The 22,422-nt window shown below is 44.4% G+C and carries 23 protein-coding genes and 1 riboswitch; of the genes, 2 read left to right on the forward strand and 21 right to left on the reverse strand.

Annotation, left to right across the window (positions count from 1 at the left end):
* Positions 1-43: 43 nt before the first annotated feature.
* The 5 genes from CN378_RS00355 to ku all read right to left on the reverse strand — a co-directional run bounded on the left by CN378_RS00355 (position 44) and on the right by ku (position 5,128).
* Positions 44-1,540, reverse strand: a complete 1,497-nt coding sequence (locus CN378_RS00355) for an FAD-dependent oxidoreductase (protein WP_098349950.1) — start codon at positions 1,538-1,540, stop codon at positions 44-46.
* Positions 1,541-1,614: 74 nt separating this feature from the next.
* Positions 1,615-3,057, reverse strand: coding sequence for a sodium/pantothenate symporter (gene panF / locus CN378_RS00360; protein ID WP_098349951.1), 1,443 nt, complete (start codon positions 3,055-3,057; stop codon positions 1,615-1,617).
* Positions 3,050-3,325 (reverse strand): YhdT family protein, encoded by a 276-nt coding sequence (locus CN378_RS00365; protein WP_098349952.1) that lies wholly within the window; start codon positions 3,323-3,325, stop codon positions 3,050-3,052. Before CN378_RS00365 ends, panF begins: the two co-directional genes overlap by 8 nt.
* Positions 3,326-3,598: 273 nt before the next feature.
* A complete protein-coding gene (locus CN378_RS00370; protein ID WP_098349953.1) occupies positions 3,599-4,252 on the reverse strand; it encodes a phosphatase PAP2 family protein in 654 nt (217 codons plus the stop codon).
* A gap of 45 nt (positions 4,253-4,297) precedes the next feature.
* Positions 4,298-5,128, reverse strand: coding sequence for a non-homologous end joining protein Ku (gene ku / locus CN378_RS00375; RefSeq protein WP_098349954.1), 831 nt, complete (start codon positions 5,126-5,128; stop codon positions 4,298-4,300).
* A 140-nt stretch (positions 5,129-5,268) separates the two neighbouring features.
* On the opposite strand from ku, the gene CN378_RS00380 reads away from it, so the two are divergent.
* A complete protein-coding gene (locus CN378_RS00380) occupies positions 5,269-7,131 on the forward strand; it encodes a DNA ligase D (protein WP_098349955.1) in 1,863 nt (620 codons plus the stop codon).
* A gap of 30 nt (positions 7,132-7,161) precedes the next feature.
* Here CN378_RS00380 and dapF read toward each other — a convergent pair whose 3' ends face one another.
* Positions 7,162-8,157, reverse strand: coding sequence for a diaminopimelate epimerase (dapF, locus tag CN378_RS00385; protein WP_098349956.1), 996 nt, complete (start codon positions 8,155-8,157; stop codon positions 7,162-7,164).
* A 118-nt stretch (positions 8,158-8,275) separates the two neighbouring features.
* Here dapF and CN378_RS00390 point away from each other — a divergent pair, with 118 nt between their 5' ends.
* Positions 8,276-8,617: a hypothetical protein gene (locus tag CN378_RS00390; protein WP_098349957.1), complete on the forward strand. Its 342-nt coding sequence runs from the start codon at positions 8,276-8,278 to the stop codon at positions 8,615-8,617.
* A 4-nt stretch (positions 8,618-8,621) separates the two neighbouring features.
* Here CN378_RS00390 and CN378_RS00395 read toward each other — a convergent pair whose 3' ends face one another.
* The 15 genes from CN378_RS00395 to CN378_RS00470 form a co-directional block, all read right to left on the reverse strand.
* Complete coding sequence (locus CN378_RS00395) at positions 8,622-9,869, reverse strand: EAL and HDOD domain-containing protein (protein WP_098349958.1); 1,248 nt, start codon at positions 9,867-9,869, stop codon at positions 8,622-8,624.
* Positions 9,870-10,137: 268 nt separating this feature from the next.
* Positions 10,138-11,427, reverse strand: a complete 1,290-nt coding sequence (locus CN378_RS00400; protein ID WP_098349959.1) for an NCS2 family permease — start codon at positions 11,425-11,427, stop codon at positions 10,138-10,140.
* Between the two features lie 451 nt (positions 11,428-11,878).
* Positions 11,879-12,349 carry a 6,7-dimethyl-8-ribityllumazine synthase gene (gene ribH, locus CN378_RS00410; RefSeq protein WP_034758721.1) on the reverse strand — a complete coding sequence of 157 codons (471 nt, stop codon included), beginning with the start codon at positions 12,347-12,349 and terminating at the stop codon, positions 11,879-11,881.
* Positions 12,350-12,365: 16 nt separating this feature from the next.
* Positions 12,366-13,559, reverse strand: coding sequence for a bifunctional 3,4-dihydroxy-2-butanone-4-phosphate synthase/GTP cyclohydrolase II (locus tag CN378_RS00415; RefSeq protein ID WP_098349961.1), 1,194 nt, complete (start codon positions 13,557-13,559; stop codon positions 12,366-12,368).
* Positions 13,560-13,576: 17 nt separating this feature from the next.
* The gene (gene ribE / locus CN378_RS00420; protein WP_098349962.1) at positions 13,577-14,233 is read right to left on the reverse strand and encodes a riboflavin synthase; all 657 of its coding nucleotides are present in this window, start codon (positions 14,231-14,233) and stop codon (positions 13,577-13,579) included.
* A 13-nt stretch (positions 14,234-14,246) separates the two neighbouring features.
* The gene (ribD, locus tag CN378_RS00425) at positions 14,247-15,323 is read right to left on the reverse strand and encodes a bifunctional diaminohydroxyphosphoribosylaminopyrimidine deaminase/5-amino-6-(5-phosphoribosylamino)uracil reductase RibD (protein ID WP_098349977.1); all 1,077 of its coding nucleotides are present in this window, start codon (positions 15,321-15,323) and stop codon (positions 14,247-14,249) included.
* A 190-nt stretch (positions 15,324-15,513) separates the two neighbouring features.
* Positions 15,514-15,658: riboswitch (FMN riboswitch) on the reverse strand.
* 167 nt (positions 15,659-15,825) lie between these two features.
* Positions 15,826-16,146, reverse strand: coding sequence for a four-helix bundle copper-binding protein (locus CN378_RS00430; RefSeq protein ID WP_098349963.1), 321 nt, complete (start codon positions 16,144-16,146; stop codon positions 15,826-15,828).
* A 50-nt stretch (positions 16,147-16,196) separates the two neighbouring features.
* The gene (locus CN378_RS00435; protein ID WP_098349964.1) at positions 16,197-16,892 is read right to left on the reverse strand and encodes a hypothetical protein; all 696 of its coding nucleotides are present in this window, start codon (positions 16,890-16,892) and stop codon (positions 16,197-16,199) included.
* A gap of 135 nt (positions 16,893-17,027) precedes the next feature.
* The gene (locus tag CN378_RS00440) at positions 17,028-17,900 is read right to left on the reverse strand and encodes a patatin-like phospholipase family protein (RefSeq protein ID WP_098349978.1); all 873 of its coding nucleotides are present in this window, start codon (positions 17,898-17,900) and stop codon (positions 17,028-17,030) included.
* Positions 17,872-18,306, reverse strand: a complete 435-nt coding sequence (locus CN378_RS00445; protein ID WP_098349965.1) for an NUDIX domain-containing protein — start codon at positions 18,304-18,306, stop codon at positions 17,872-17,874. Before CN378_RS00445 ends, CN378_RS00440 begins: the two co-directional genes overlap by 29 nt.
* The gene (locus CN378_RS00450) at positions 18,303-19,181 is read right to left on the reverse strand and encodes a GNAT family N-acetyltransferase (protein ID WP_179884750.1); all 879 of its coding nucleotides are present in this window, start codon (positions 19,179-19,181) and stop codon (positions 18,303-18,305) included. Before CN378_RS00450 ends, CN378_RS00445 begins: the two co-directional genes overlap by 4 nt.
* Positions 19,182-19,285: 104 nt before the next feature.
* Positions 19,286-20,062, reverse strand: a complete 777-nt coding sequence (locus CN378_RS00455) for an ABC transporter permease (protein ID WP_098349967.1) — start codon at positions 20,060-20,062, stop codon at positions 19,286-19,288.
* The gene (locus tag CN378_RS00460) at positions 20,059-20,961 is read right to left on the reverse strand and encodes an ABC transporter ATP-binding protein (RefSeq protein ID WP_098349968.1); all 903 of its coding nucleotides are present in this window, start codon (positions 20,959-20,961) and stop codon (positions 20,059-20,061) included. Before CN378_RS00460 ends, CN378_RS00455 begins: the two co-directional genes overlap by 4 nt.
* Positions 20,958-21,173: a PLD nuclease N-terminal domain-containing protein gene (locus CN378_RS00465; protein ID WP_098349969.1), complete on the reverse strand. Its 216-nt coding sequence runs from the start codon at positions 21,171-21,173 to the stop codon at positions 20,958-20,960. The genes CN378_RS00460 and CN378_RS00465 overlap by 4 nt, the downstream gene beginning before the upstream one ends.
* Positions 21,174-21,294: 121 nt before the next feature.
* A complete protein-coding gene (locus CN378_RS00470; protein WP_098349970.1) occupies positions 21,295-22,293 on the reverse strand; it encodes a helix-turn-helix transcriptional regulator in 999 nt (332 codons plus the stop codon).
* Positions 22,294-22,422 lie beyond the last annotated feature (129 nt).

Raw genomic sequence — 22,422 nt, forward strand, 5'->3', positions numbered from 1 at the left:
CACCCCACCCGAACTTTCGACATACATGACCGGGATTCCTGCTTTATTTCGGAAGCTTTTTTCCTGTGATGGAGTGAAAGACGTGGTAACCGCTCACAGACACTCCGATTGTCCCTGCCCCGGGAAAGACCGAGTCCCCGCACATCCAGATGTTCTCCAGGGGTGTCCTATGGGAAAGACTGTTGAAGAGAGCATGATCGACCGTCTGGGGGAAACCGCCGACGATCCCCCCTGGCCGGCCCGTGAATCGTTCCCATGCGCCAGGGGCACCAGGATAAGTATCTGCAAGACCATCCCTTAAAAAGGGTATGATCGTTTCCAAAGCCTCCATCATTTTCTCTTGAAGAGTGACCTTGTAAGAATCGTATTTCTCTTTGGTATTCCAATTTTCCAATTTCGTGTGAGTGGAAACCGTCATCGTACGGAATCCTTCCGGGGCACGCTTCCGGTCATTTGGATGGGATAATGATAAGAAGAGATGATCCCCTTCTGTCATATTTCCCGCAGGGCTTGTGCAAATTTGCGAAAACAATGGCAGAGTGTCAGGCAGTGCCTCTTCTTTCAGTAACATATACAGAGACATGGTCCCCCACACAGCTTCCCTATCTTTTCCTTTCAGGTAAGCTTCAAGCTTAGGAGAATATTTGGAATGAAACAGAGTCCCCAGGGACTGGACCGGGACATTACAGACAACATGGTTTGCGTGATATTCATTCCCCCTGTGATCTAAAACGATCCATCTCTGATGTTCATCATCACGGTCGATGCTAACCACTTTTCTCCCTAATGTGGCTTTGGCCCCATATGAAACCGATGCCTGAACAAGGCTTTCGGCTATCCGATATAACCCGCCTTCAAGGTAGAAGGCTCCTTCATGATAAATATCCAGTGCCAGGCATCCCAGTAATAATGAACACTCATCGCTTTTCACCTGCATGCTGTCAATCAGCTGCCCATCAATGAAATGCTTGAAGGAGGAGTGGGAGTGAAGGTCGTGCTTTTCAAGCAGGTGAAGCATCGTTTTCTGAAATGCCGGAAGGAGGGTGAGCGACCCGGGATGCAGACTCATTGTGAGTTCCGTCCACTCTCTTACCGTTTTAAGGGGAAGAATGGGCAGTGATCCCATCAGTTTACGTATTTCCTTCGCCATCCTGTATACGTCGCGAAAAAAAGAGCCCAAACGACCTGATATTTCAGGGAATGCTTTCTTCAACTCATTTACATGCCTTCCCCGGTTCCGGTGAAAGGTCAGGGTTCTGTCCGGAAGGTGAACATCCATCACCCGATCGAGGAGCTGATTCGATGGCGATTCCATGCCCAGGTACCTGAAGATACGCTCGTGAATCCCTCCTTTTTCGAATCCCATGCCAAGGGTTGCCCCGACAGGATAAAGAGCCTTTCCGCGTTGGAACTTCCCGGCACAGCCTCCCCATTCCCTTGAAGCTTCAAGGACCTGTACCTGATGACCGGCACTTCCAAGAAGGGCGGCGGCAGTCAATCCCCCGATCCCTCCACCAACAACGACTACTGAATTCTTCATATTTCTTCACCCAATCCTGCTATTCTTACTCTAAAATGTACTCCTTTCCCCCTTAAAAGACAAAAACGGATGGGTTAAACCCATCCATCCGGCTGATGTTTCGATTGTGTGGCCAATGATACCAATACGTATACGAATAGTGATAGGAGGATCGGAAAGACCACTGTATGCATATCCAGAAAGTCCGGCGCAAAGCTGTGGAATAAAATATACGAGACAAGGCCGGAAATCATTGATGCCAACGCACCATGCCCATTCCCCCTTTTCCAGTAAAGCCCGAGTACGATCGGCCAAATAAAAACGGCTTCAAGGCCTCCGAAAGAAAATAAATTAAGCCATATGATCAATTCAGGCGGACTCAATGCCATAAGAAATACAAGTATCCCGGTTACACTCGTCACCCAAAGACTGATCTTCTTAATCTGTTTTTCCTTGGCATCCTTATTGATGAAGTTCATATAAACATCTTTCACGATTGCAGATGATACAATCAACAACAAAGAATCCACTGTCGACATGATGGCTGCCATTGGAGCTGCCAGTACAATTCCAGCAAGCCACGGGGGAAGCACCTCAAGCGCAAGGAGTGGCATGACTTTATCCGCTACTTCGATTCCCGGGACCACGACTCTTGCCAGAACACCGATGAGATGCATGCCAAGCATGATCGAGCCAACGACGATCGTACCGATTATCAAGGCCCTGTGCAGGGAACGGGAATTTTTATAGCTCATGGCCCGGACCGCTACTTGGGGAAGTCCTACGACCCCCACTCCGACCAAGATCCAAAACGATGAAATATACCTTGCGCTCAGCTCACCGTTCGGCCCATGAGGACTTATTAAATTGGGGTTTTCAGCCTGCAACTCCAGCATGATTTTTTCCATCCCCCCGCCGGCCATGATGGTGGCGATGAGCAGGATGATGGTACCTCCAAGCATGACAACGCCCTGTACTGCATCGGTGATCGCAACCGCGCGGAAACCTCCGATGACCACATAGACAAGAACGGATACGGCAAAAAGGAATAGAGCCGCTTCATAGCTTAGTCCTGTCAATGATTCAATGAGCCTGGCGCCCCCTACCCACTGGGCAATCATCGCAGAAAACAAGAACAAGATGATACTGACTGCAGACAGGATGGTAATCTTGTTGCTACCGTATCGTCCCTGTAAATAATCAATCAAGGTAACGGCTTTATATTTCCTGGACATGATGGCAAACTTTTTACCCAGTACAAGGAGAACAAAGTATCCTGTCACCACCTGGCTCATGGCAAGAAGCACCCATGATAACCCATATGTATATGCAGCACCCGGACCACCGATGAAGCTGCTGGCACTTCCGTATGTCGCAACCATCGTCATCGCCAGGATAAACCCTCCGAGCTGCCGGCTCCCGAGAAAATATTCCTGTACAAACGAGTCTGATCGGCTTACACTTCTAGCCGTATAAACCCCCACTAAGAAAATCAAAACCAAAAAGGCAAAGAGGGGAATCAATGCCATACTATTCATGATCATCCTCCTCAACATCAAAAGGAATATCAGTCAGAAAGTATCTCACAACAACGATCACTAAAAAGACCATAAGTAGAAATCCCAAGATGCAGCTGTAAAAGAACCATGCGGGCATCCCGAGAATCCAATCATAATCGGAAACCGGCTGCCCACCGAGTCCAAATGCAAAACCATACCACCATAAAAAATTTATAAGAACGAGGGCAACTCCAATTAATGCTTCGTGGTTGGCAATTCGAAAACGCTTATCCTCTTTATGATTCACTTCCCTTTATCCCTCCTTTAAATAAACATCCTTTAACAATTTACGACAGGAAGTTACGAAATGCAAGAAAAAGACAGGCGTGAAGCATATGCTTCACGCCTGTCTTCTTCATCTAATAAAAGGGGGTTGTCATGAACCATTCTCTCTATATGAAAGAGGGGGAACTCTTTTGTTTAATGAGAATGATTTTCAATATCATTGTAATCTCTTTAAAATGAAAAGTCAACAGAAAAGATTGCTTACCCACATGAATACCTGAGCGTATTTTAATTACTAATTCTCTTCTTCTTTCCAATGCTTGCGTTTGTAGAAATACATATAAATCGTGATGCAAAGGGTCAGCCATGCGCCGCCTGCTGTAAATCCACCCAGGATGTCACTTGGATAATGCACCCCGAGATATACCCTGCTAATTCCGATCAATAAAACAAGGATCCCAACCATGATCACGCTCCCCCACTTATACCGTTTATGATCCAATGCGCGGAACAAAATGAAGGCCAGTGAACCGTAGAATATGAATGAACTCATGGAATGGCCACTGGGGAAACTGTAGCCTCCCTGTTGGATCAATGCTTCAATATCCGGGCGATCACGTTTGAAGATCCATTTTAAAAGCCCGTTAAATCCGGCTCCTGTCAGGATGGTGATGGCTACGAATAAAGCAAGTGGGTACTTTTTCATAAATAAAAGGATGACGACGACGGTGATTGTGAATATGGTGATTCCCTTAATTCCCCCTAAAAAAGTAATGGAAGTCATGATCTCCGTCAACTTGGGTGAAATCGTCCCCCTGACGATATCGAATACCCCATCGTCAAATCGGGCGATTTCATTTTCTTTCCATTCTTCTACAATCGATACAAATCCCCAGGTGAATACACTCAAACACAACAGGGATACGGCGACAAAGACGCCTTGTTTCATGTGTTTCTCCTTCAAGACCTCTCCCTCTCTCCTTACACACGGCTTCTATTGTGCTTTTTTCTTTGAAGTCGCTTTCTTTTTAGTTGGTTTCTTTGCCTTTTTGGGCTTGGACGAATCAATCGATGCTTGTAGCGCCGCCATTAAATCCGTCACATTCTCTTTCGGTGCTTTTTCTTTGGATGTGACCATCTTTTCCCCTGTTTGCTTAGACTCGATCAATTGGCTTAATCGTTCACGATACTGATCCTTGTAATTCTCCGGCTGGAATTCGGTCGTCAGTTGATCGATGAGCATCGTAGCGGTCTTCAGTTCCTTTTCCGTGATTTCATCACCTTCAGGAACATTCGGGACATCTCCGGTTCCCCTCACCTCATCGGGATAATGAATGGTCTCCATGACAAGGGTCTCTTCATACACACGGACGATGGAAAGCTGTTCCTTCGATCGCATCGTGATTTTGGCGATCCCTACTTTCCCTGATTCCTTGAGGGCTTTTCGCAAGAGGGAATATGCTTTCTTCCCGCCTTCATTAGGGGAAACAAAATAAGTTCGATCAAAAAAAATCGGATCGATTTCCTCCATTTTGATGAAGTCAACGATTTCCACAGCCTTGTCATCGCTTGCTTCCTTCAAACCTTTTAGTTCCTCATCTTCAAGCACGACAAATTTCCCTTTTGTCACTTCATACCCTTTCACTATATCGGATTGCTCCAATTCTTTTTCGCAAGCAGGGCACACTTTTTCGTATTTAATGGGAGTATGACATTCTTTGTGAAGCGAACGAAGCTTGATATCCCGGTCTTCTGTTGCAGAATGTAGTTTTATGGGGATGTTCACCAGTCCAAAACTGATGGACCCCTTCCAAATGGTATGCATATCTTTCAATACCCTCCTTTACATAAACTAATCCCTTATCCATATCATTTAGTTCCCAAACTCTCTTCATCCCCTTAAACATTTGGAAATAATTCAGCTGCGAAGCGGACACACTACTACTAAAAATCAAGGTGATTCCTATGAAACCGATGCTCCCTGTACTACGACATGAACTTCCCTCAGATGAAGACTGGCTTTATGAAGTGAAATACGATGGATTTCGGGGAATGCTCACCGTTCAATCCAACGATCAAATAAGCCTGCAAAGCCGGAATGGGAAAGATCTGCTCCCCCACTTCCCTGAAATCAAGGAGTACATTCGCACGTTACTGAATGAATATGCCTTCCCCCTCCCTCTGATCCTTGACGGTGAGGTTGTGTTATTGCGCTCTTCATTCAGCACCGAGTTCCTAGAGCTGCAGGTGAGGGGTAGAATGCGCAATGAGCAGAAGATCCTCAAGGCTGCCTCCAGAAGACCCGTTACATTTCTTGCATTTGACTTGCTGCAATTCGGGAAGAAATCATATGTAGACGAACCTTACCTTACGAGAAAAGAGAAATTGAAGGAAGTGTTCTCCCTCCTTCAATTGCCGTTAAAGCCCGCTCCCTCTCACCCATCCAGCTTGCAGATGGTTCCTTCTTTCAAAGATCCAAAGAGGGTATGGGAGCTTGTAGAAAAAGAAGAAGGGGAAGGAGTTGTCGCCAAGAGAAGCGGAAGTAAATGGGAAGTCGGTAAACGAAGTACGAACTGGATCAAGAGCAAAAATTGGAAGCATTGTCAATGTTTTATCACTGCGATGGATGAAGCGAATGACTATTTTCACATCGCTGTATTTGATGGCGGACACATCATGCCGATTGGCTTATTTCACTTTGGTCTCTCTCCCGAGGAGAAAAAAACAGTGAAAGCAACGATCAAACAAAATAGTACAGAAAAGAAGAACTCTCTTTACTATATAAATCCGGCAATCACTGTAAAGATTTTGTATTTGAATTGGCATGAGGGAAAGCTTCGCGAACCGCATTTTAAACAATTCCTATTCTCAACCCCACCGGAAGCCTGCACCTTTGATCAATTTAAAATCGATGAGGCCTCTCTTCCCGCGAGTGTGGACATCACTCATCCGGAGAAGGAATTGTTTCAAGATGTTTCCATGACCAAGCTCGATTATATCCGATTCCTCCGAAAGATGTCTGTTGTGATCATACCTTTTTTGAAAGACCGGCCCTTAACCTGTATCCGGTTCCCACACGGGCTATTCGGTGAGTCCTTTTATCAAAAAAACACCCCTGATTATTCTCCTGAATTCGTAGAAACCTACAAAGGGGAAGATACCGAGTACACCCTCTGTAACAACCTGGAAACGTTGATATGGCTCGGTAATCAGCTGGCACTGGAATTCCATGTTCCCTTTCAGAAAGCAAAAGAGACATACGTCAATGAAGTGGTCTTTGACTTAGATCCCCCGGGCAGAGACCATTTCCGACTTGCCGTTAAAGCAGCGACGATTATGAAGGGGCTATTTGACCGATTGAACCTGCAGAGTTTTGTTAAGACGTCGGGTAATAAAGGTCTGCAGGTGTACATCCCCCTTCCTCCCGGCTACACATGGGAGGATACCGGGTTATTTACTGAATTCATCGCTCACTACCTTGTAACGAACTATCCTGAGGATTTCACGATCGAGCGCTTAAAGAAGAACCGGAAAGAGAGGCTTTACGTGGATTATATCCAACATGGAGAAGGTAAAACCATCATCGCTCCATATTCATTAAGGGGGAATGAAAAGGCTTTGGTCGCCACTCCCCTTTGGTGGTCTGAAGTGAATGATGATCTTCACCCTGAACTCTTTACCATCGACTCAGTCTTAAAAAGATTCCAGCAGATGGGATGCCCGTTCAGTGGTTTTGAACGGGCGAAAGATTTTCAGCCATTTGACAAAGTGATTGATTTTTTGAAAACCCGATCCAAAACGAAAAAAGAGGGTTCCCGGAAAATATGAGGGGACCCTCTTCAGTCTTTTCTTCAGTTATTAAGCACTCATGAACACTTTATTTTCGACGATTGATTTCGCATGGTTTTGTAACAATTCGTACGTACTTTCTTCCGTGAAGTCCTGTCGTGACACTTCGTGGTACTTCTCTGGATGTGAGAGGGACAATTCGATTCGCGATTGATAAAGATAAGTTGCATTACCAATCAGCTCCATATTATATTGCCCTTCACCCAGTTCGTTCACAACGACACGGACTTTCCCGCCGTTGTTGTAAACATCGATTTCCCTGCCAAATTCATTCTGCTGCAACAGGCATGTTACAAGACTTGAAGCCGACATGGCAGTCCCGCATGCATTGGTGAAGCCCACACCCCTTTCGAACGTCCGGACGTAGATGGCCCCCTTTTCCAATGGGTGTACGAAACTGACATTGACTCCATCGGGAAACAGATTATTCGGTCCATTCACTGTTTCAGCAATGGTCTTCTGCTCATTCGAGAGGATATGCTCTGTACCCACGACACTGATCAGATGAGGGTTCGGTACTGCCAAAGCAGAAAAAGTTATGCGGTCCGAAATTTCCGGGATGCTCTCGTTCAACAATGTTTCACGTTCCATGTTCATCGGGAGTTGATCCAATTCAAACAGGACAGGGGAAATTTCAACATTGTATGTCGGAATGTTTTCAAAAATCGGTTCCTGTGATGACACACGGAGATCCGCTTTCATCGTTTGAACCAGGATGGTCTCTTTGTCCAAAAGCTCACATACGTAACGTCCAACGCACCGCAGGCCGTTTCCACACATGGATGCCTCTGAACCATCGGCGTTGAAGACACGCATCCGGGCATCACAATGATCGCTTGATAATACAAATAGGATGCCGTCTGCCCCGAGACCCGATTTGCGGTCGCAAAGTGCGAGGGCAAGATTTTGTCTGGCTTCTTCTGTAAAATCATATCCATTCGTCATTTCATCAATTAGTAAAAAGTCATTTCCAGATCCATGACATTTAATTAGATTCAAGTCCAACGTGAATCCCTCCACGGTAAATTTACTAGTAAACTATTCATAATAGTCTTAGCTTGCCACAAACAAGCCATTTACGCAATCATCTTCCCCGTATTTATCGATATAAAGAGGTTCATAGTTGAATTATCTCTTTCATTTCGAGACAATGAAAGTGGTGATGATCATGAAGGAAGAATACCGTTTTCGTTTTCAAGTCCATAAGGTGGAAGAATCGGGCGATGAATACCAGTCCAGGGATGTGACGGTGTTTGCCCGGATTTACAACAACAAAAAAGACCTCATATGTGAAGGTCTCTTTCGAGTGAGGTTCAATGCCATCGGAATCTATCCGTTCCCTGCAGACGTTGCGGAGCTAATATCCTCAAAACATTTGCAACGCCTTCTTCTCATGGAATTGAAACGGTATATAAAACCCCAGAGAAAATATCTTACCCCGGGGGAATACAAACCTGTCTGGTAGATGCTCATGTCAACTCGGTCACTTCATGGCTCAGAAGCTCTTCTGTCCACTTGCAGAATTGATGGTAACTTTCCATCACTTCCTTTTTGTTTAACTTTAATTCTCTCATTTTCTCTTCGAGGTCTGACCAATCCGCCTTTTCAATGGAGATCACGAGTTCAAGTATATCCTTCAAATCGTTCCGGGAACCCGTCAGAGCACTGCAGATATCGTCATTCAAAGGCAAATCCTTCAGGATGCGGTCAATCGGCATGGAAAGGATGGTGTCCATCAAGGAAAACATTCCTGTCAGGAAATAACTTGATTTCAAAGAGGCGCGATGATGTTTTTCTGCCAGCAACTCACACATTTTAGCCCTCGTCAAACATAATGTAATCACTTCGTTTTCCAGTTGCCTTCTCTTCCCCACTTGCTCCCTGACAGCCAAAACATAGATCCATCTCTTGATTTCCAGAAGGCCTAAAAGAACGATGGCCTGGCGGATGGAATGAATCTTATGTTTGGGACGGTAAGCGGGGGAGTTGATTAATTTCAGCAATTTATACGAAAGGGAGAGGTCCTGTTCGATCAATTGACTGATCCTGTCAATGCTCGGTTCATTCATTTCAAGGCTTTGTATGATGGAATAATAGGAATGAAAGTACGTCGGGACATCATGGGTCGCAATGATTTTAGGCTTACTGAAGAAATAGCCCTGAAAGAAGTGATATCCCTTCTTGTTCGCTTCTTCATAATCGCCCTCTGTCTCCACTTTTTCTGCAAGAAGCCTGTACCCTAATAAATTGGATAGCACTTCTATACTTCCCCGCTCGCTTTCAGTTGTATTCATGAAATCGACCTTCACATAATCCGCAAGTTTCATCAATTCCCGGCAATATGGATTCGATTCAGTAAATACAAAATCGTCTAATGCGATCTTATAGCCCAAGTCTTTTAACTCCCGGCAGACCGTTAGCACTTCCTGCCCCGGAATCACGCTCTCGAGAATCTCCACGACAATCTCCCGGGGATTAAAGTATGTCGGAACTCTCAGCTTAAGAAGATTCTCTGTAAAATTAATAAAACAAGGCTTACCGGCTGAAAGGCTTTCAAGCCCGATATTCAAATAACTGTTTATGATGACGTCCGCGGTTGCCTGGTCCCCGTCGATATTAGGAAACATATTGATTTCATTGTTTCTGTAAAGAAGTTCATACGCCACCGCTTCTTGATTGCGATCAAAAATAGGCTGCCTGGCTACAAATACTTCCATCAAGATCACTCCTGCTTTATCCCTAATCAACATATATAATGATAGTCAAAAAGATTCATATTTTACTTAAATAATAACAAGAAATATGTGGAAAGTCCATGTAATTTGGCAGTAGTTGTAAAACATTACAGGGGAAGAAACGGTTTGTGCTTATGCTTAAGGAAGTGACTTTCTTTGTCAACATGAATATAAAAAAACCCAAGCAGATGGCCCATCAACACGATGTAAATCATGTTGATGCGCAACTCCACTCGAGTCCTTTAGAGCTTTAATGAATCGAATGAACAAAGAAGTTCATCAGAAACAATGCAGCAATGATATATAGAGGAATGGATACTTCCCGCGCCTTCCCGGTAGCCAATTTCAGAACCGGATACAAGATAAAGCCGATGGCGATCCCATCTGCGATACTGTACGTAAACGGAATCATCGCGATGATGAAAATGGCCGGAAACGCCTCTGTCAGATCACGGAGATCCATATGCCGTATATTTTGAATCATCAAGCCGCCGATGATGATGAGGATTGGGGCGATGGCATGATCCGGGATCCATTTTAAATACGGAATGAACAACACAGATCCAAGGAATAATACTCCCGTAGTCAAGCTCGTCAATCCAGTCCGGCCGCCTGCCGTCATGGCTGCAGCACTTTCAACCGTAGAGACTGTCGGACTCGTGCCGAAGAACCCTGATGTGAAGGCTGAGAAAGCATTTGCTTGAAAGGCTTTGGAGTACTTATGCGGTTGATCGATCATGTCCGTATGCCCATGGACGAGACCGATGTTTTCAAATACCAGCACCATCGTGACTGAAAAAACCGCAATCCAAAACGGGATCTCCATAATGGCACTAAAGGATATTTGACCGAAAACCTGGCTGTATTCACTCAAATGGAAAGAGCTTGATTGAATGGATGGCTCGATTCCTAAGATGAATCCAAGCACTGTCCCAAAGGCGATACTCCACAAAAATTGACCTTTTACATTGCGTATGAAAAGAAAAATCGTTACCAGGAATGTCAGAACCGTGGCCAACACCTTCAGCTCCCCAAAATCACCGATCATGATGATGGCACTATCCCCTCTTTGGATGAGACCCCCTTTTTCAAGACCGATAAACATTAGGAACATCCCTAATCCTACCGTGATGGCTTCTTTTAATGTTTTGGGAATGGCTTCCGATAATACTTTTGATAGCTTCGTAAATGCAATGATCATAAAGAGTATTCCTGAAATCACTACGACAGCTAAAGCTTCCTGCCACGATAAGCCCGATGACTTTACAAGGGTGAATGTAAACATCGCATTAATCCCCATGCCTGGAACCAGAAGGATTGGTGCATTCGCCCAAAAGGCCATCACCAAACACCCAACGAAGGAAGCAAGAATGGTGGCCATGACCGCTCCTTCAAATGGAATTCCAGCTTCAGAAAGAATTAAAGCATTCACAGCGATGATGTAGACAATCGTAAAATAACCGATCGCACCTGCCATCATCTCCTGCTTCATCGTGGTACCATGATCCTTTAACTGAAAAATACCTCCACGTGCTTTCATATTATAATCTTCCTATAAAACTGCCCTCTCCCTACCCGCTCCATCCCTTATAAAGGGGGAGCCACAAAATATAATTTTAGCAAAAGGTCTGACGTTTGCCAATATGTATTTTGATGGGTGTGTGGCGGGTTTAACGTTTGTTTCTTAGGGATCGGTTTGAAAAGTGGAAGAATCCAGCGGCTCTTGGAGGCGGGTGCCCCCCCTTTTTGTGGAAAATCCGGCCGGAATGTTTGGAAATCAAGCGGCTTTTGGGAGAAATCCGGACGTTTTCTGGAATAATCAATCCGAAATCACCAGGAATCCAGCCGCTTTGGTGAAAAATTCAGCCAAATTACAAATAACCCCATCTCACACCCTTCCCTTACAGGATGACTCCTAACTAAGAGCCCCTTTAAAGGTCTCTCCCTCCAAAAAAAAAGCCTCCCATAAAAGGAGACTTCTCAAAACCATTTTATTTATCGATTTCACGGATCAGGTTGGCCATTTCGATGGCTGAAACCGCTGCTTCCCATCCTTTGTTCCCGGCCTTTGTGCCGGCTCTTTCGATTGCCTGTTCGATTGTATCTGTTGTCAGTACTCCAAAGATGACGGGTACATCTTCCTGAAGGCTTAGATTGGCCACTCCTTTTGCAACCTCTCCGCTTACGTATTCAAAGTGAGCGGTTGCTCCGCGGATGACCGTTCCAAGTGTAACAACGGCATCATATTTCCCTGAACGGGCAAGTTTTTTGGCGATCATGGGAATTTCAAATGCACCCGGGACCCAAGTGACAGAAACATTTTCCTCTTCAACACCGTGGCGCTTTAATGCATCTTCCGCCCCACCCAGAAGTTTTGATGTAATGAACTCATTGAAACGTGAAACGACAATTGCGACCCTTAATCCTGATCCGACTAAATTACCTTCATAAATTGTTTTCATTGTATATTCCTCCTCATTAGAATTTAAGTAAATGTCCTAGCTTGGCCTGCTTTGTTTTCAAATACTTTTCGTTTTCGAATTTGGCCGGAAGTTGAATCGGCACCCGGTCCACGATTTCCAATCCATATCCATTTATTCCGGCAATCTTTCTTGGATTGTTGGTGAGCAGGCGAATACTCTTGATATTCAGGTCTCTAAGTATTTGTGCACCGATTCCATACTCCCGCAAATCTGCGCCAAAGCCCAATTTGTGATTGGCTTCGACCGTATCAAAGCCCTGTTCCTGGAGCTTATAAGCTTTCAATTTATTAATCAGGCCAATCCCGCGGCCTTCCTGCCTCATATAGAGAAGAACACCTTTTCCTTCTTCTTCTATTTGAGTCAGTGCCGTCGCAAGCTGGGGTCCGCAATCACAGCGATTGGATCCGAACACATCCCCTGTCAGGCATTCGGAATGTACCCGCACGAGCACGTCCTCATCCTCTGACCACTCCCCCTTTACAAGGGCTATATGCTCTTTCCCCGTAAGGTCTTCTGTGTACGCAACCGCTTTGAAGTTCCCGAATTCGGTTGGTAGTTCAATTTCCACTTCCCTGGTCACAAGCTTTTCTTTTTTGCGTCTGTATCTGATCAGGTCCTCGATGGAGATGATCTTAAGATCCCATCTATCAGCCAGTTTCATCAATTCAGGTACCCTTGCCATCGTACCGTCTTCATTCATGATTTCACAAATGACGCCTGATGGATGTGAACCTGACAGAACAGCCAAATCGATGGCAGCCTCGGTATGTCCTGCCCGTTTCAGTACCCCGCCTTTTTTGGCAACAAGGGGGAATACGTGACCAGGTCTTTTAAAATCCTCGGGCACAGAAACCGGGTTCAACAATTCCTGTATGGTGGTCGATCTTTCAAATGCACTAATCCCGGTGGTGGCGGATTTATGATCGACAGAAATGGTAAAGGCCGTTCCATGGGGATCTGTATTTGACATGGTCATGGGTGAAAGCTTAAGTTTTTGTGCAATTTCTTCTGTTATCGGGGCACAAATCAAGCCTCGTCCTTCTTTAGCCATAAAATTGATGACTTCAGGAGTCGCTTTGTCTGCCAGGGCAATAAAGTCCCCCTCATTCTCGCGGTTTTCATCGTCCACCACGATGACGACTTTACCTGCTTGTAAATCTTCAAGAGCTTCTTCAATCTTATGAAACATGGGCCAATCCCTCCCTATTAGTCAGCGAATCCATTTTGAGTTAAGAATTCATAGCTGATACTGCTCGAACTGCTCTTCGTTTGTTCCTTCGCTTCATAGAAGCGGTGAAAATACTTCGCCATTACGTCACATTCAATATTGACAGAGTCTCCCACTTTCTTTTCACCAAGAACCGTGTCCCCTCTCGTCTGAGGGATCAGTGAAATCGTAATGGTATTACTTTTCACACCAAACACAGTTAGAGAAGTTCCGTCTACTGCGACAGAGCCTTTCATGATAAACAAATGGCTCTGATTTTCCGGAATGGAAATATCCATATACCATGCATTTTCGACTTTCTCCACTCTCACGATCGTCCCTACTCCATCGACATGCCCGTTCACGAAATGCCCTCCGAAACGACCGTTTGCCGCCATTGCCCTCTCCAGGTTCACTCTAGAACCACGGGACAGATTTCTAAGTGTTGTGCCTTCGAATGTTTCAGGCATCACGTCGACCTGGAACTTCCTGCTTGTGAATGAAGTGACGGTTAAACACACCCCGTTCACACTGATGCTGTCCCCGATATGGACATCTTCGAGGATACGGTTTGCAGTAATCGTCAGTTCCATGGAAGAGGAAGATTTCTGCATATGTTCGATTGTTCCAATTTCTTCAATGATTCCAGTGAACATCCTTCTCCCCCTTTCACAAAAGTACACTTTTAGGTGATGCTACAATTTTGATATCCTTTCCTATACGTTCAAGGCTCGATATCTCCATTTCCATCCCCTCTGCAATGGATGGAAACCCTTCTCCTCCAAAACTTGTGAAAGCAGTGCTCCCGCCAACAAGCCTCGGAGACATATACATAATCAATTCCTGAAAGGCTTTTTCCTTTAAAAAGGTAGAATGAATGGCAGCTCCACCTTCCACATAAAGGGATCCGATATTCCTGGCTCCCAGTTCTTTTAATACTATGTGAATGTCTATCCTTTCTTCAGAAAGGGTGATGATTTCACAGCCTGATTCCAAATAAGGCTGCTTCTGCTTTTGATCGACAGAACTGCCTGTGAAGATGATCGTCCTCACTTCGGCATCTTGCACCACATGGGAGTGCAGAGGTGTTCGTAAAAAGGTATCTAATATGACTCGAATGGGGTTTTTTCCACCTTGGGGCAAACGGGTGGTAAGGTGTGGGTTATCTTGAATGACGGTGTTGACTCCTACTAATATCACGTCATGCCGGTGACGATCATAGTGGACATCTGTGCGTGAAGCTTCCGACGTTATCCATTTGCTGTCTCCTGAAGCAGTGGCTGTTTTTCCGTCCAATGTAACGGCAGTTTTAAGGGTTACATAAGGAGTGCCGTATTGAATGAAATGGAAAAAATGCTTGTTTAATTCGAGAGCTTCTTCTTCAAGCTCCCCGACCATTACTTCTATGCCTGCATCCTTCAATTGCTGAATCCCTCTTCCAGCCACAACGGGGTTTGGATCCCGGGTTGCAATATGGACTCTCTTGACTCCGCTTGAAATGAGCAGCCCGGAGCATGGAGGTGTTTTCCCGTGGTGGGAACAAGGCTCAAGGGTAACGTAAACATCGCTTCCTTCCGCTTTGTTTCCTGCCATCTTTATGGCATTCACTTCTGCATGGCCTTCTCCCGCTTTGAGGTGGGCACCCATCCCGACGATTTCTCCATTTTTGACCACGACAGCCCCTACCATAGGATTTGGTGAGGTCTGGCCTTGAGTGGACTCCGCCATTGTTAGCGCAAGCTTCATATAATGATTATCCTCCAATTGATGTACCTCCTTTCTTTTCCAGCATACTATTCAGAAATAAAGAAACCCCAAGTAACGTTTCTACTTGGGGGAAGTTGGCATGACTAAATAAAGTATTCACCTGACCTTTTTTGGACGTGCAATATCCATAACTAAATAAAGATAGACTGCACCCGTCAAGCAAATACTGCCGTTCCTTCTCCCATCCAGACTATCACTGTCGGCTTTGGAGTTTCACCAAATCCACCGTCTAACATTCGTCAGCCGGGTCACGGACTTAAGAGCATGCGCTCATCACCGCCGGTAGGGAATTTCACCCTGCCCCGAAGGAAACCTATTCGATTATCATTATTCTATCATAGTTTCATGACAGAAAGCATGTTAAAAGATCTGAAAATTTATTCATAGTACTCCAGCAAGAGTGGAAACACTTCTTTGTGACTGACTTCAAATCGAAAGATGCAAGAATGCCTTTACTTTAGTAGAAGCATTCTCCTCGAAATTATACCAGTAGCCTTCTGCATTCTTCCGCACAATCGAAACAGGCTTTTGCACAGTCCTTACAATGCCTTTGGTCATGAGAATTGCATTCTGTTCCACACGCGTCACAGATTTCTGCACAGAGGGTGAGAATTTGTTGAACGAACTTACTGCTCCGCTGGATGGCATTGATTGTATACGAACAAATATCTGCGCATTCCCGGTCAAGTTCTATACACCTCATCATTGGTTTTTCTTCCTTCAGTGATGCATGATAGCACACATTACATGCTTCCTTGCACCGATCTAAAGCTGTTAGACATGATTTGTAGTCAGCATTCATCTTAGTAGCACCTCCATCATTTTCCCTTTTAATATGCCCGAAAGGATTTACTACGATGTGAGAAAATAATCACTGTCTACATACCATAGGAAGATGAGGAGCCAATCCACATCCTCACTATACGTTTCATAAAATGATACGTAACTGTGGTGGGAGTCGAAGAGCCGTTGAACACTTTGGGGAAGATACCCTTTTTGTAAGGAGAGATAATTTTTCCCTTTAAAGTTCAAGATCCATCTCTTATTTCCTTTATAGAGGAGGATGGTGTCCCCTCCTTCACTCTGCCATTCGATAGCGGTTGCACTCTGATATTTCAAATGAAACATCATCCTCGTCTTTGGATGATCGATTTTTATGGTTCTGCTCCACTTTGAGAATGACAATGGCCCTTTGTGCTTTCTATGAAACAAGTATTGTTTCGGATTATTGATCATGGATGTACGTTGAACGAAATAGTGGGACCAGCCGTTTGTTTTCAGGTAATAGAAGCCTTGTTTTGTTTGGACACCTACAAGGGAATGTTCGGATACAGGCATTACTTCATAAAATAGCCGGTTTGCTTTCTTTAGTTCCTTCTTTATGCTAAAGCTGAGATAAAGATTTGAACATGCAGGGATGAAGATCAACAGGGGAAAATAATATAATTGCTGGGTCACGACAAGCATCCCTACACCAATGAGAAAGTACATGACACTTCTGAAAAGCAACGTATATTGTTCATTTTTGTATATTTGATAGAGGTTCATGAAATGCTCGTCCTTTCGAGGAATCTCTATCATATGTATGTGAAAAATACGGGAAAAGACCATCTGGAAAGGAAAACGCGAAGGATAAACAGAGTTCTCATGAACAAGAGAGTCTGCTTATCCCTCGCGCTTACTTTAAGAATGGACCAGCGTACCTGAACGGTTCCATTCGAGCAGCTGTTTCATCTTTGATTCTGCGTCATGATAGCCCTGCCAGTACAATTCGTCCAGTTTTTGGGGATTTTTTTCAATCCTGCTTACTTTCAGGGGATGCTGCGGCTGGATGACCAACACTTCCCCATTTTTTTCTTTTCTTTCAATTTCATTGATTGTTTGATTGTATCGAATATAACGATTCATCAATGTTTTGTGCAGCTCCGGGTATTGAGGATATTTTCTTCTAACAAGGAAAGAAAACCTTGAAGGCTTTTTATAATATCCCCTATTCCGCGTCAAAATGACGACATTTCTACTGAATCCGTCCCTCTCGGCTTTATCGATGGGTACCGGGTCGCTTATTCCCCCGTCAAGAAGGTGGCGGGATGCAAATTCAACGACCGGAGCTACAAATGGAAGAGAGCTTGATGCGCGAATAATGGTAAGAAGATCTTCTCCATAGTCACTTCTAGAGAAATAGGCGGGTTTCCCTGTATGACAATCCGTGGTCCCGACTACAAATTCCGCTCCGTTGGAATGAAAGGCTTTGTAATCGAAAGGGACCAGTTTATTGGGGATTTCATCAAAGACATAATCCATTCCAAATAATTCGCCCGTTTTCCAGTAATTACGCCATGATAAGTATTTAGGGTCCCGGATGAAGTCCACATTCACTTTCTTGTTGCGGCCATTTTGCTTGGATAAATAGGATGCAGCATTACATGCACCTGCAGAAACCCCTATGACGTAAGGGAATTCAATACCCTTTTCCAAGAAAAATTCCAGCGCCCCCGCCGTATAGATCCCCCTCATTCCGCCACCTTCAAGAACGAGGCCTGTCTCGTTGAGCATCATCTTCTTGACCACCTGCCTTTTCCTGTAATAGATAGTGTTTTACTTCTTGAGGATACAAATGAATACGGGGCAGTTCCTCTATAGGTATCCAGCAGGGAATATATTTTCCTTTATCCCTGCTGATATCGTATTCTTCACCATTACCTGAACCAAATAAACCACTATATTCTCCCACAGAATAATAGGAATGTGTACTATTTTGCTTGAAGGTCAACGTGATTTTCAACTCCCGGACGCTGATCCCCAGTTCTTCCCTGGCTTCCCGAATCGCCGTTTGAATTTCTGTTTCACCCTTCTCCATGCCTCCCCCGGGAATCACATAATACACGCATCCATCCCTTATTCTTTTAATGACCGCTATTTTCCCATCTTCAATTAGGATGATCCCCACACGGTTTCTCATTGGATTTTCTCCAAAGGTATCAATTTAGCGCTGCACGTCCGCTCATAAAATTCAATGGGTCCTGCTTCTTTTAAAACGGCATACATATATCCTTTCTCCTTCATGTTACGTAACGCAGCGTAAAGGAGCCGTTTGCCCACTCCTTGATGACGGGTGGTCGGCAGTACCCCCATCGGACCGAAAATCCCCTTTTTTTTCATGTATACGTCATAAGCTGCAAACCCGACCAAATTCCCTTTCTCTTCTGCTTTCAGAATCGGGATGGTATCAGACGATGATTCAAATGCACTCCTTAGTGTTTCAAACCAACTTTCCCCAAAATGTTTTTCAACCCAGCTAAGAAACCCCTCTTTCTCGATCCTTTGAACAATGCTTATTTCAACATTTGGATCTTCTTCACAGGACCAATCTTTATTCAACAAGTTTACGGTTAAATCCCTGGCAGTGGCTACAGATTGAATGATACTTTCCTTTGGGAAGGTCTCCATTCCCTGTTTCAACTGTGGGTGTTCTGAAAGAAGCGAGAAAAAGGCCTTTATTAGATGCCCTTCATTTAGGAAAGTTTGGTTGTACCGTTTCATAATATCCATTGAAGCAGACCAAATTTTATATGCATGAGAAGATAAGGGCATGGAAAAAGCTTCGATCCTGACACCGGAAGACGGTTCAGGGGAAAGGGTTTCTATCAATCTTTTGAATTCAACCTCACAGGGCTCAACGAGGTAATACATCTCCTTTAATGTTCCTTCCTTTACAAGGGATGCTCCTATAAATAAATGGATACTTTGGATGCTGGTGTGTCGATTATTTTCAGCCAAGCTATTTGCTTGTTGAATCAATTTGATCACTTTATTCGCATAGCGTGGGGCTTTCATTGAACATCCTCCTTCTTCTACCACCATTCGACATAAATCAATGAAATCCTTTTCCAATTACTCATGAGGTCCTTCCCTCATGAGTAAGATTTGACGTCATGACGTCAAATCAGTTCTTTTTTCCTGGAAAGGATCGGGGTGATAAGGAGGATGGTGAAACATAGAGCCGTGGTGAGGATGATTGCTCCTGTAAGGTTTTCCGTCCATCGGGCTTGGATGATCAAGTCGTTTATATAGTTAGCCAGCTGTCCCGGCGACCATTTTAACGTTTTGGTCATATATCCTGATAGGAAGGTGATCAACATGATCGATCCGATTGTATAAAAGGCAGCTAGCCCCGGCGTCCGTACTAAGCTACTGAAGAAAATGACCAGAGTCATGATAAAGGTCAGCCATAAACCGTAAACCAGGAATCCCTGCAGGAACGTATGGAAGTCGATGACATCAAATAATAAGTAGATGTAATACAACCCAGACAGCATCCCAAGGCTGTAGGATACCCAGACAAGCACCAGTGCGGCTGACCATTTGGAAAAAATATAGGATGTATAAGGAACAGGTTTCACAAGGACCATGACCGCGTTGCCGCTTTTCCTTTCCCCCGCAACCGTTCCCATGAATCCTAACACAATGACAAGTACCCCAAAGGTACTGAATTGGCTCATAATGGACAGTAACACTTCACCGGATGAGGGGGTAGGAATGGAGATGACAGTGCCTTCGGGTAGATCCCCGAATGATTGTAGTATCTCAGGCATGTAATAGGCCGTTAATGGTTCAGTCAATCCAAACAGAATGAATACGATCGGCATCCAGATTATTTTGTAGTTTCGTATCAGTTCAAGCATTTCTTTCTTGAATAATACCCACCCGATTCTCACTCTTTCACCACCTCCATGAAGACTTCTTCCAGACTTTGCTCACTGCTGTCAAACTTCGTCACGCCCCACCCATTTTCAGAAATCAGAGCAAAGATCCTGGCCCGATCCCGGTCCAGATCACTCACTTTAAAGGAGAGCTGATATCCGTTAGAAATCATGTCATGGATCCAGTCTTTCTCTGTTAAAAATGGAATGAATGTTTTGCTGTCTTCACTAAAATGCAAGGTCAACCTTGAACTTTGGTGCCTTGCCTTCACTTCCCGGAGCTCCCCCTGCTCAATCAGTCTTCCTTCATGCAAGAACAGCACCTCATCACATATTTGTTCTGCGTCATTCAAGATATGCGTCGAAAAGAGAATCGTTGTTTCCTTCTTTAACATCCTTAACAACTCCAGGACTTCCCTTCTGCCAAAAGGATCCAGGGCGGATACGGGTTCATCCAGGATGACCAGGCGAGGATTGTGGATGAGGGCCTGAGCGATTCCAAGCCTCTGCTTCATCCCGCCTGAATACTGACCTATCTTCCGACCCTTCCCATCTTGTAAGCCCACTAATGTGATCAGTTCATCCGCTCGCTGTTGTGAGTTTCCTCTTGTCATTCCTGAAATTTCACCAGAGAAGATCAGAAACTCCTTTCCCGTCATCCACTCAAAAAAAGAGGGATATTGAGGCAAGTATCCGATCATTCCACGGATATCTTTAGAAGGTTCACTTGTTGTGATCCTCCCCCCTGTTGGCTTTATTAGTCCGGCAAGCATCTTCAATGTCGTCGTCTTCCCGGCACCATTAGGACCGAGCAGGGCTGTAGAAGCACCCTGCTTCAGCTTGAAGGATATGTTTTTAACCGCATGCTTTTCCTTATATCGCTTCTCTAAAGAAGCTACTTCCAGAACGTTCATCCATTATTCCTCCTGCCAAAGATGAAGTAGATGACCGGCCCAAGAATATTAATGAACAGGATGATCAGTACCCATAGCCATTTTGGTCCATTCGTCGACTTAATACGGATCACATCGATCACGGCCACCACCATGAGTATGAATTGAATCACGATGACAGGAGCGATAAGTCCCCAATTGATTGATTGTAAAGCTTGTTGTAATTCGTTCATTTTTTCTTCCTCCTTTTGATTTCCATACATAAGACGGCGGAAGAAACAATTCGTTCATTTTATTCTAACTTTTTTTCAACTCCCCAAAAAAAGCACCGATCCCCGATAAGGGATACGGTGCTCACCATTCATCCTGATATAAAGAATGCAGTTTATTCACTTCCGATTTGACGGTCTCTACGAGTGAAGGAGGAGACATCACTTTCGCCTGACTTCCAAACGTGAAAATCCAGTTTACCAGACCGGTGCTCACCCGCGCTTTCGTTGATAAAATAAAATGATCTTCTCCGTCCCTTTGGATACTGACATTTTTTCCAAACTTATCGATCATCACGTTGATGAGGTGATTATGAAACTTGATCTTGATCCACTCTTCATCTCCAGCAAACATGTGAAAGGTCGATTGAACGTACTTAGATACATCAAAGGCTTCATAAGGAAACGTTTCAGCAAGGGTTTGGACATTCCGCAGTCGATCCACCCGGTAGTGGCGGATTTCGCCTGCTTCATAATAATAGGCAATAAGATAATAGAAATCATTCGCCCAGGCAAGAGCATATGGTTTTACCTTATAAAGCCTTCCTTCGTGACTAAGATTGAATTGTTTGTTGACATCGTATCTGCCATATTGGAATGTAATCACCTTACGTTCTGCGATGGCCTCATGAATATCATGGATGGTGCGGCGAATGAACGGGGTCTCACTTTTTATGGAAGAGTCGATTTGGATTTCATTATGTAACTTCTTCCCTTGCTGTTGACTTGCCAGCTGCTTTATTTTTCCTGTCACCTGCTTGGTTTCCTTCTTTGAGATGAATTTCGCAGACACCACCGCATCGATCAGCATACGAAGTTCATATAACTCAAACAACCGATACTGATGGCTATAATATTTAGGCAGTCCATCCTTTTCCTGATTGATCGTGACATCGAAACCTTGCCGGATGAGGTGATCCAAATCATCCTTCAGCGAATTTTTGTTCAGTTTCAGATCCGAACCGTACGTCTGCTTAAAACGAAGAATGATGTCATCCATGTTCAATTCGTGATCCTCGTCCGTTTCTTCTCTTAGAATACTCATCAGCTTAAGCAATCTTTCTTTATTATCAATCCTCGTCATCTGGATTTTTCACTCCTTTCAGAGATGATGGTTTTATAAAATTATAAAGTGAATGAATTTTTTGTCAACTCTCATTCCCATTTAGTCACCTTAAAAAAGAACCCATGAAGCTAGACTGACCTAGTCGTA

The organism is Bacillus sp. AFS015802 (assembly GCF_002561455.1).
In the GTDB taxonomy this organism is placed as follows: Bacteria; Bacillota; Bacilli; order Bacillales; family Bacillaceae_B; genus Rossellomorea.

Excerpts from the sequence above, each read along its gene's own strand:
- ribE (WP_098349962.1), bottom strand. The coding sequence starts at position 14,233 with ATGTTCACTGGAATCATTGAAGAAATTGGAACAATCGAACATATGCAG.
- CN378_RS00460 (WP_098349968.1), bottom strand. The coding sequence starts at position 20,961 with ATGAACGTTCTGGAAGTAGCTTCTTTAGAGAAGCGATATAAGGAAAAG.
- CN378_RS00450 (WP_179884750.1), bottom strand. The coding sequence starts at position 19,181 with ATGAAAGCCCCACGCTATGCGAATAAAGTGATCAAATTGATTCAACAA.
- CN378_RS00355 (WP_098349950.1), bottom strand. The coding sequence starts at position 1,540 with ATGAAGAATTCAGTAGTCGTTGTTGGTGGAGGGATCGGGGGATTGACT.
- CN378_RS00400 (WP_098349959.1), bottom strand. The coding sequence starts at position 11,427 with ATGAAAGCACGTGGAGGTATTTTTCAGTTAAAGGATCATGGTACCACG.
- CN378_RS00440 (WP_098349978.1), bottom strand. The coding sequence starts at position 17,900 with ATGCTCAACGAGACAGGCCTCGTTCTTGAAGGTGGCGGAATGAGGGGG.
- ribH (WP_034758721.1), bottom strand. The coding sequence starts at position 12,349 with ATGAAAACAATTTATGAAGGTAATTTAGTCGGATCAGGATTAAGGGTC.
- ribD (WP_098349977.1), bottom strand. The coding sequence starts at position 15,323 with ATGAAGCTTGCGCTAACAATGGCGGAGTCCACTCAAGGCCAGACCTCA.
- CN378_RS00395 (WP_098349958.1), bottom strand. The coding sequence starts at position 9,869 with ATGGAAGTATTTGTAGCCAGGCAGCCTATTTTTGATCGCAATCAAGAA.
- CN378_RS00435 (WP_098349964.1), bottom strand. The coding sequence starts at position 16,892 with ATGAACCTCTATCAAATATACAAAAATGAACAATATACGTTGCTTTTC.
- CN378_RS00415 (WP_098349961.1), bottom strand. The coding sequence starts at position 13,559 with ATGTTTCATAAGATTGAAGAAGCTCTTGAAGATTTACAAGCAGGTAAA.
- CN378_RS00465 (WP_098349969.1), bottom strand. The coding sequence starts at position 21,173 with ATGAACGAATTACAACAAGCTTTACAATCAATCAATTGGGGACTTATC.
- CN378_RS00380 (WP_098349955.1), top strand. The coding sequence starts at position 5,269 with ATGAAACCGATGCTCCCTGTACTACGACATGAACTTCCCTCAGATGAA.
- ku (WP_098349954.1), bottom strand. The coding sequence starts at position 5,128 with ATGCATACCATTTGGAAGGGGTCCATCAGTTTTGGACTGGTGAACATC.
- panF (WP_098349951.1), bottom strand. The coding sequence starts at position 3,057 with ATGAATAGTATGGCATTGATTCCCCTCTTTGCCTTTTTGGTTTTGATT.
- CN378_RS00470 (WP_098349970.1), bottom strand. The coding sequence starts at position 22,293 with ATGACGAGGATTGATAATAAAGAAAGATTGCTTAAGCTGATGAGTATT.
- CN378_RS00445 (WP_098349965.1), bottom strand. The coding sequence starts at position 18,306 with ATGAGAAACCGTGTGGGGATCATCCTAATTGAAGATGGGAAAATAGCG.
- CN378_RS00430 (WP_098349963.1), bottom strand. The coding sequence starts at position 16,146 with ATGAATGCTGACTACAAATCATGTCTAACAGCTTTAGATCGGTGCAAG.
- CN378_RS00370 (WP_098349953.1), bottom strand. The coding sequence starts at position 4,252 with ATGAAACAAGGCGTCTTTGTCGCCGTATCCCTGTTGTGTTTGAGTGTA.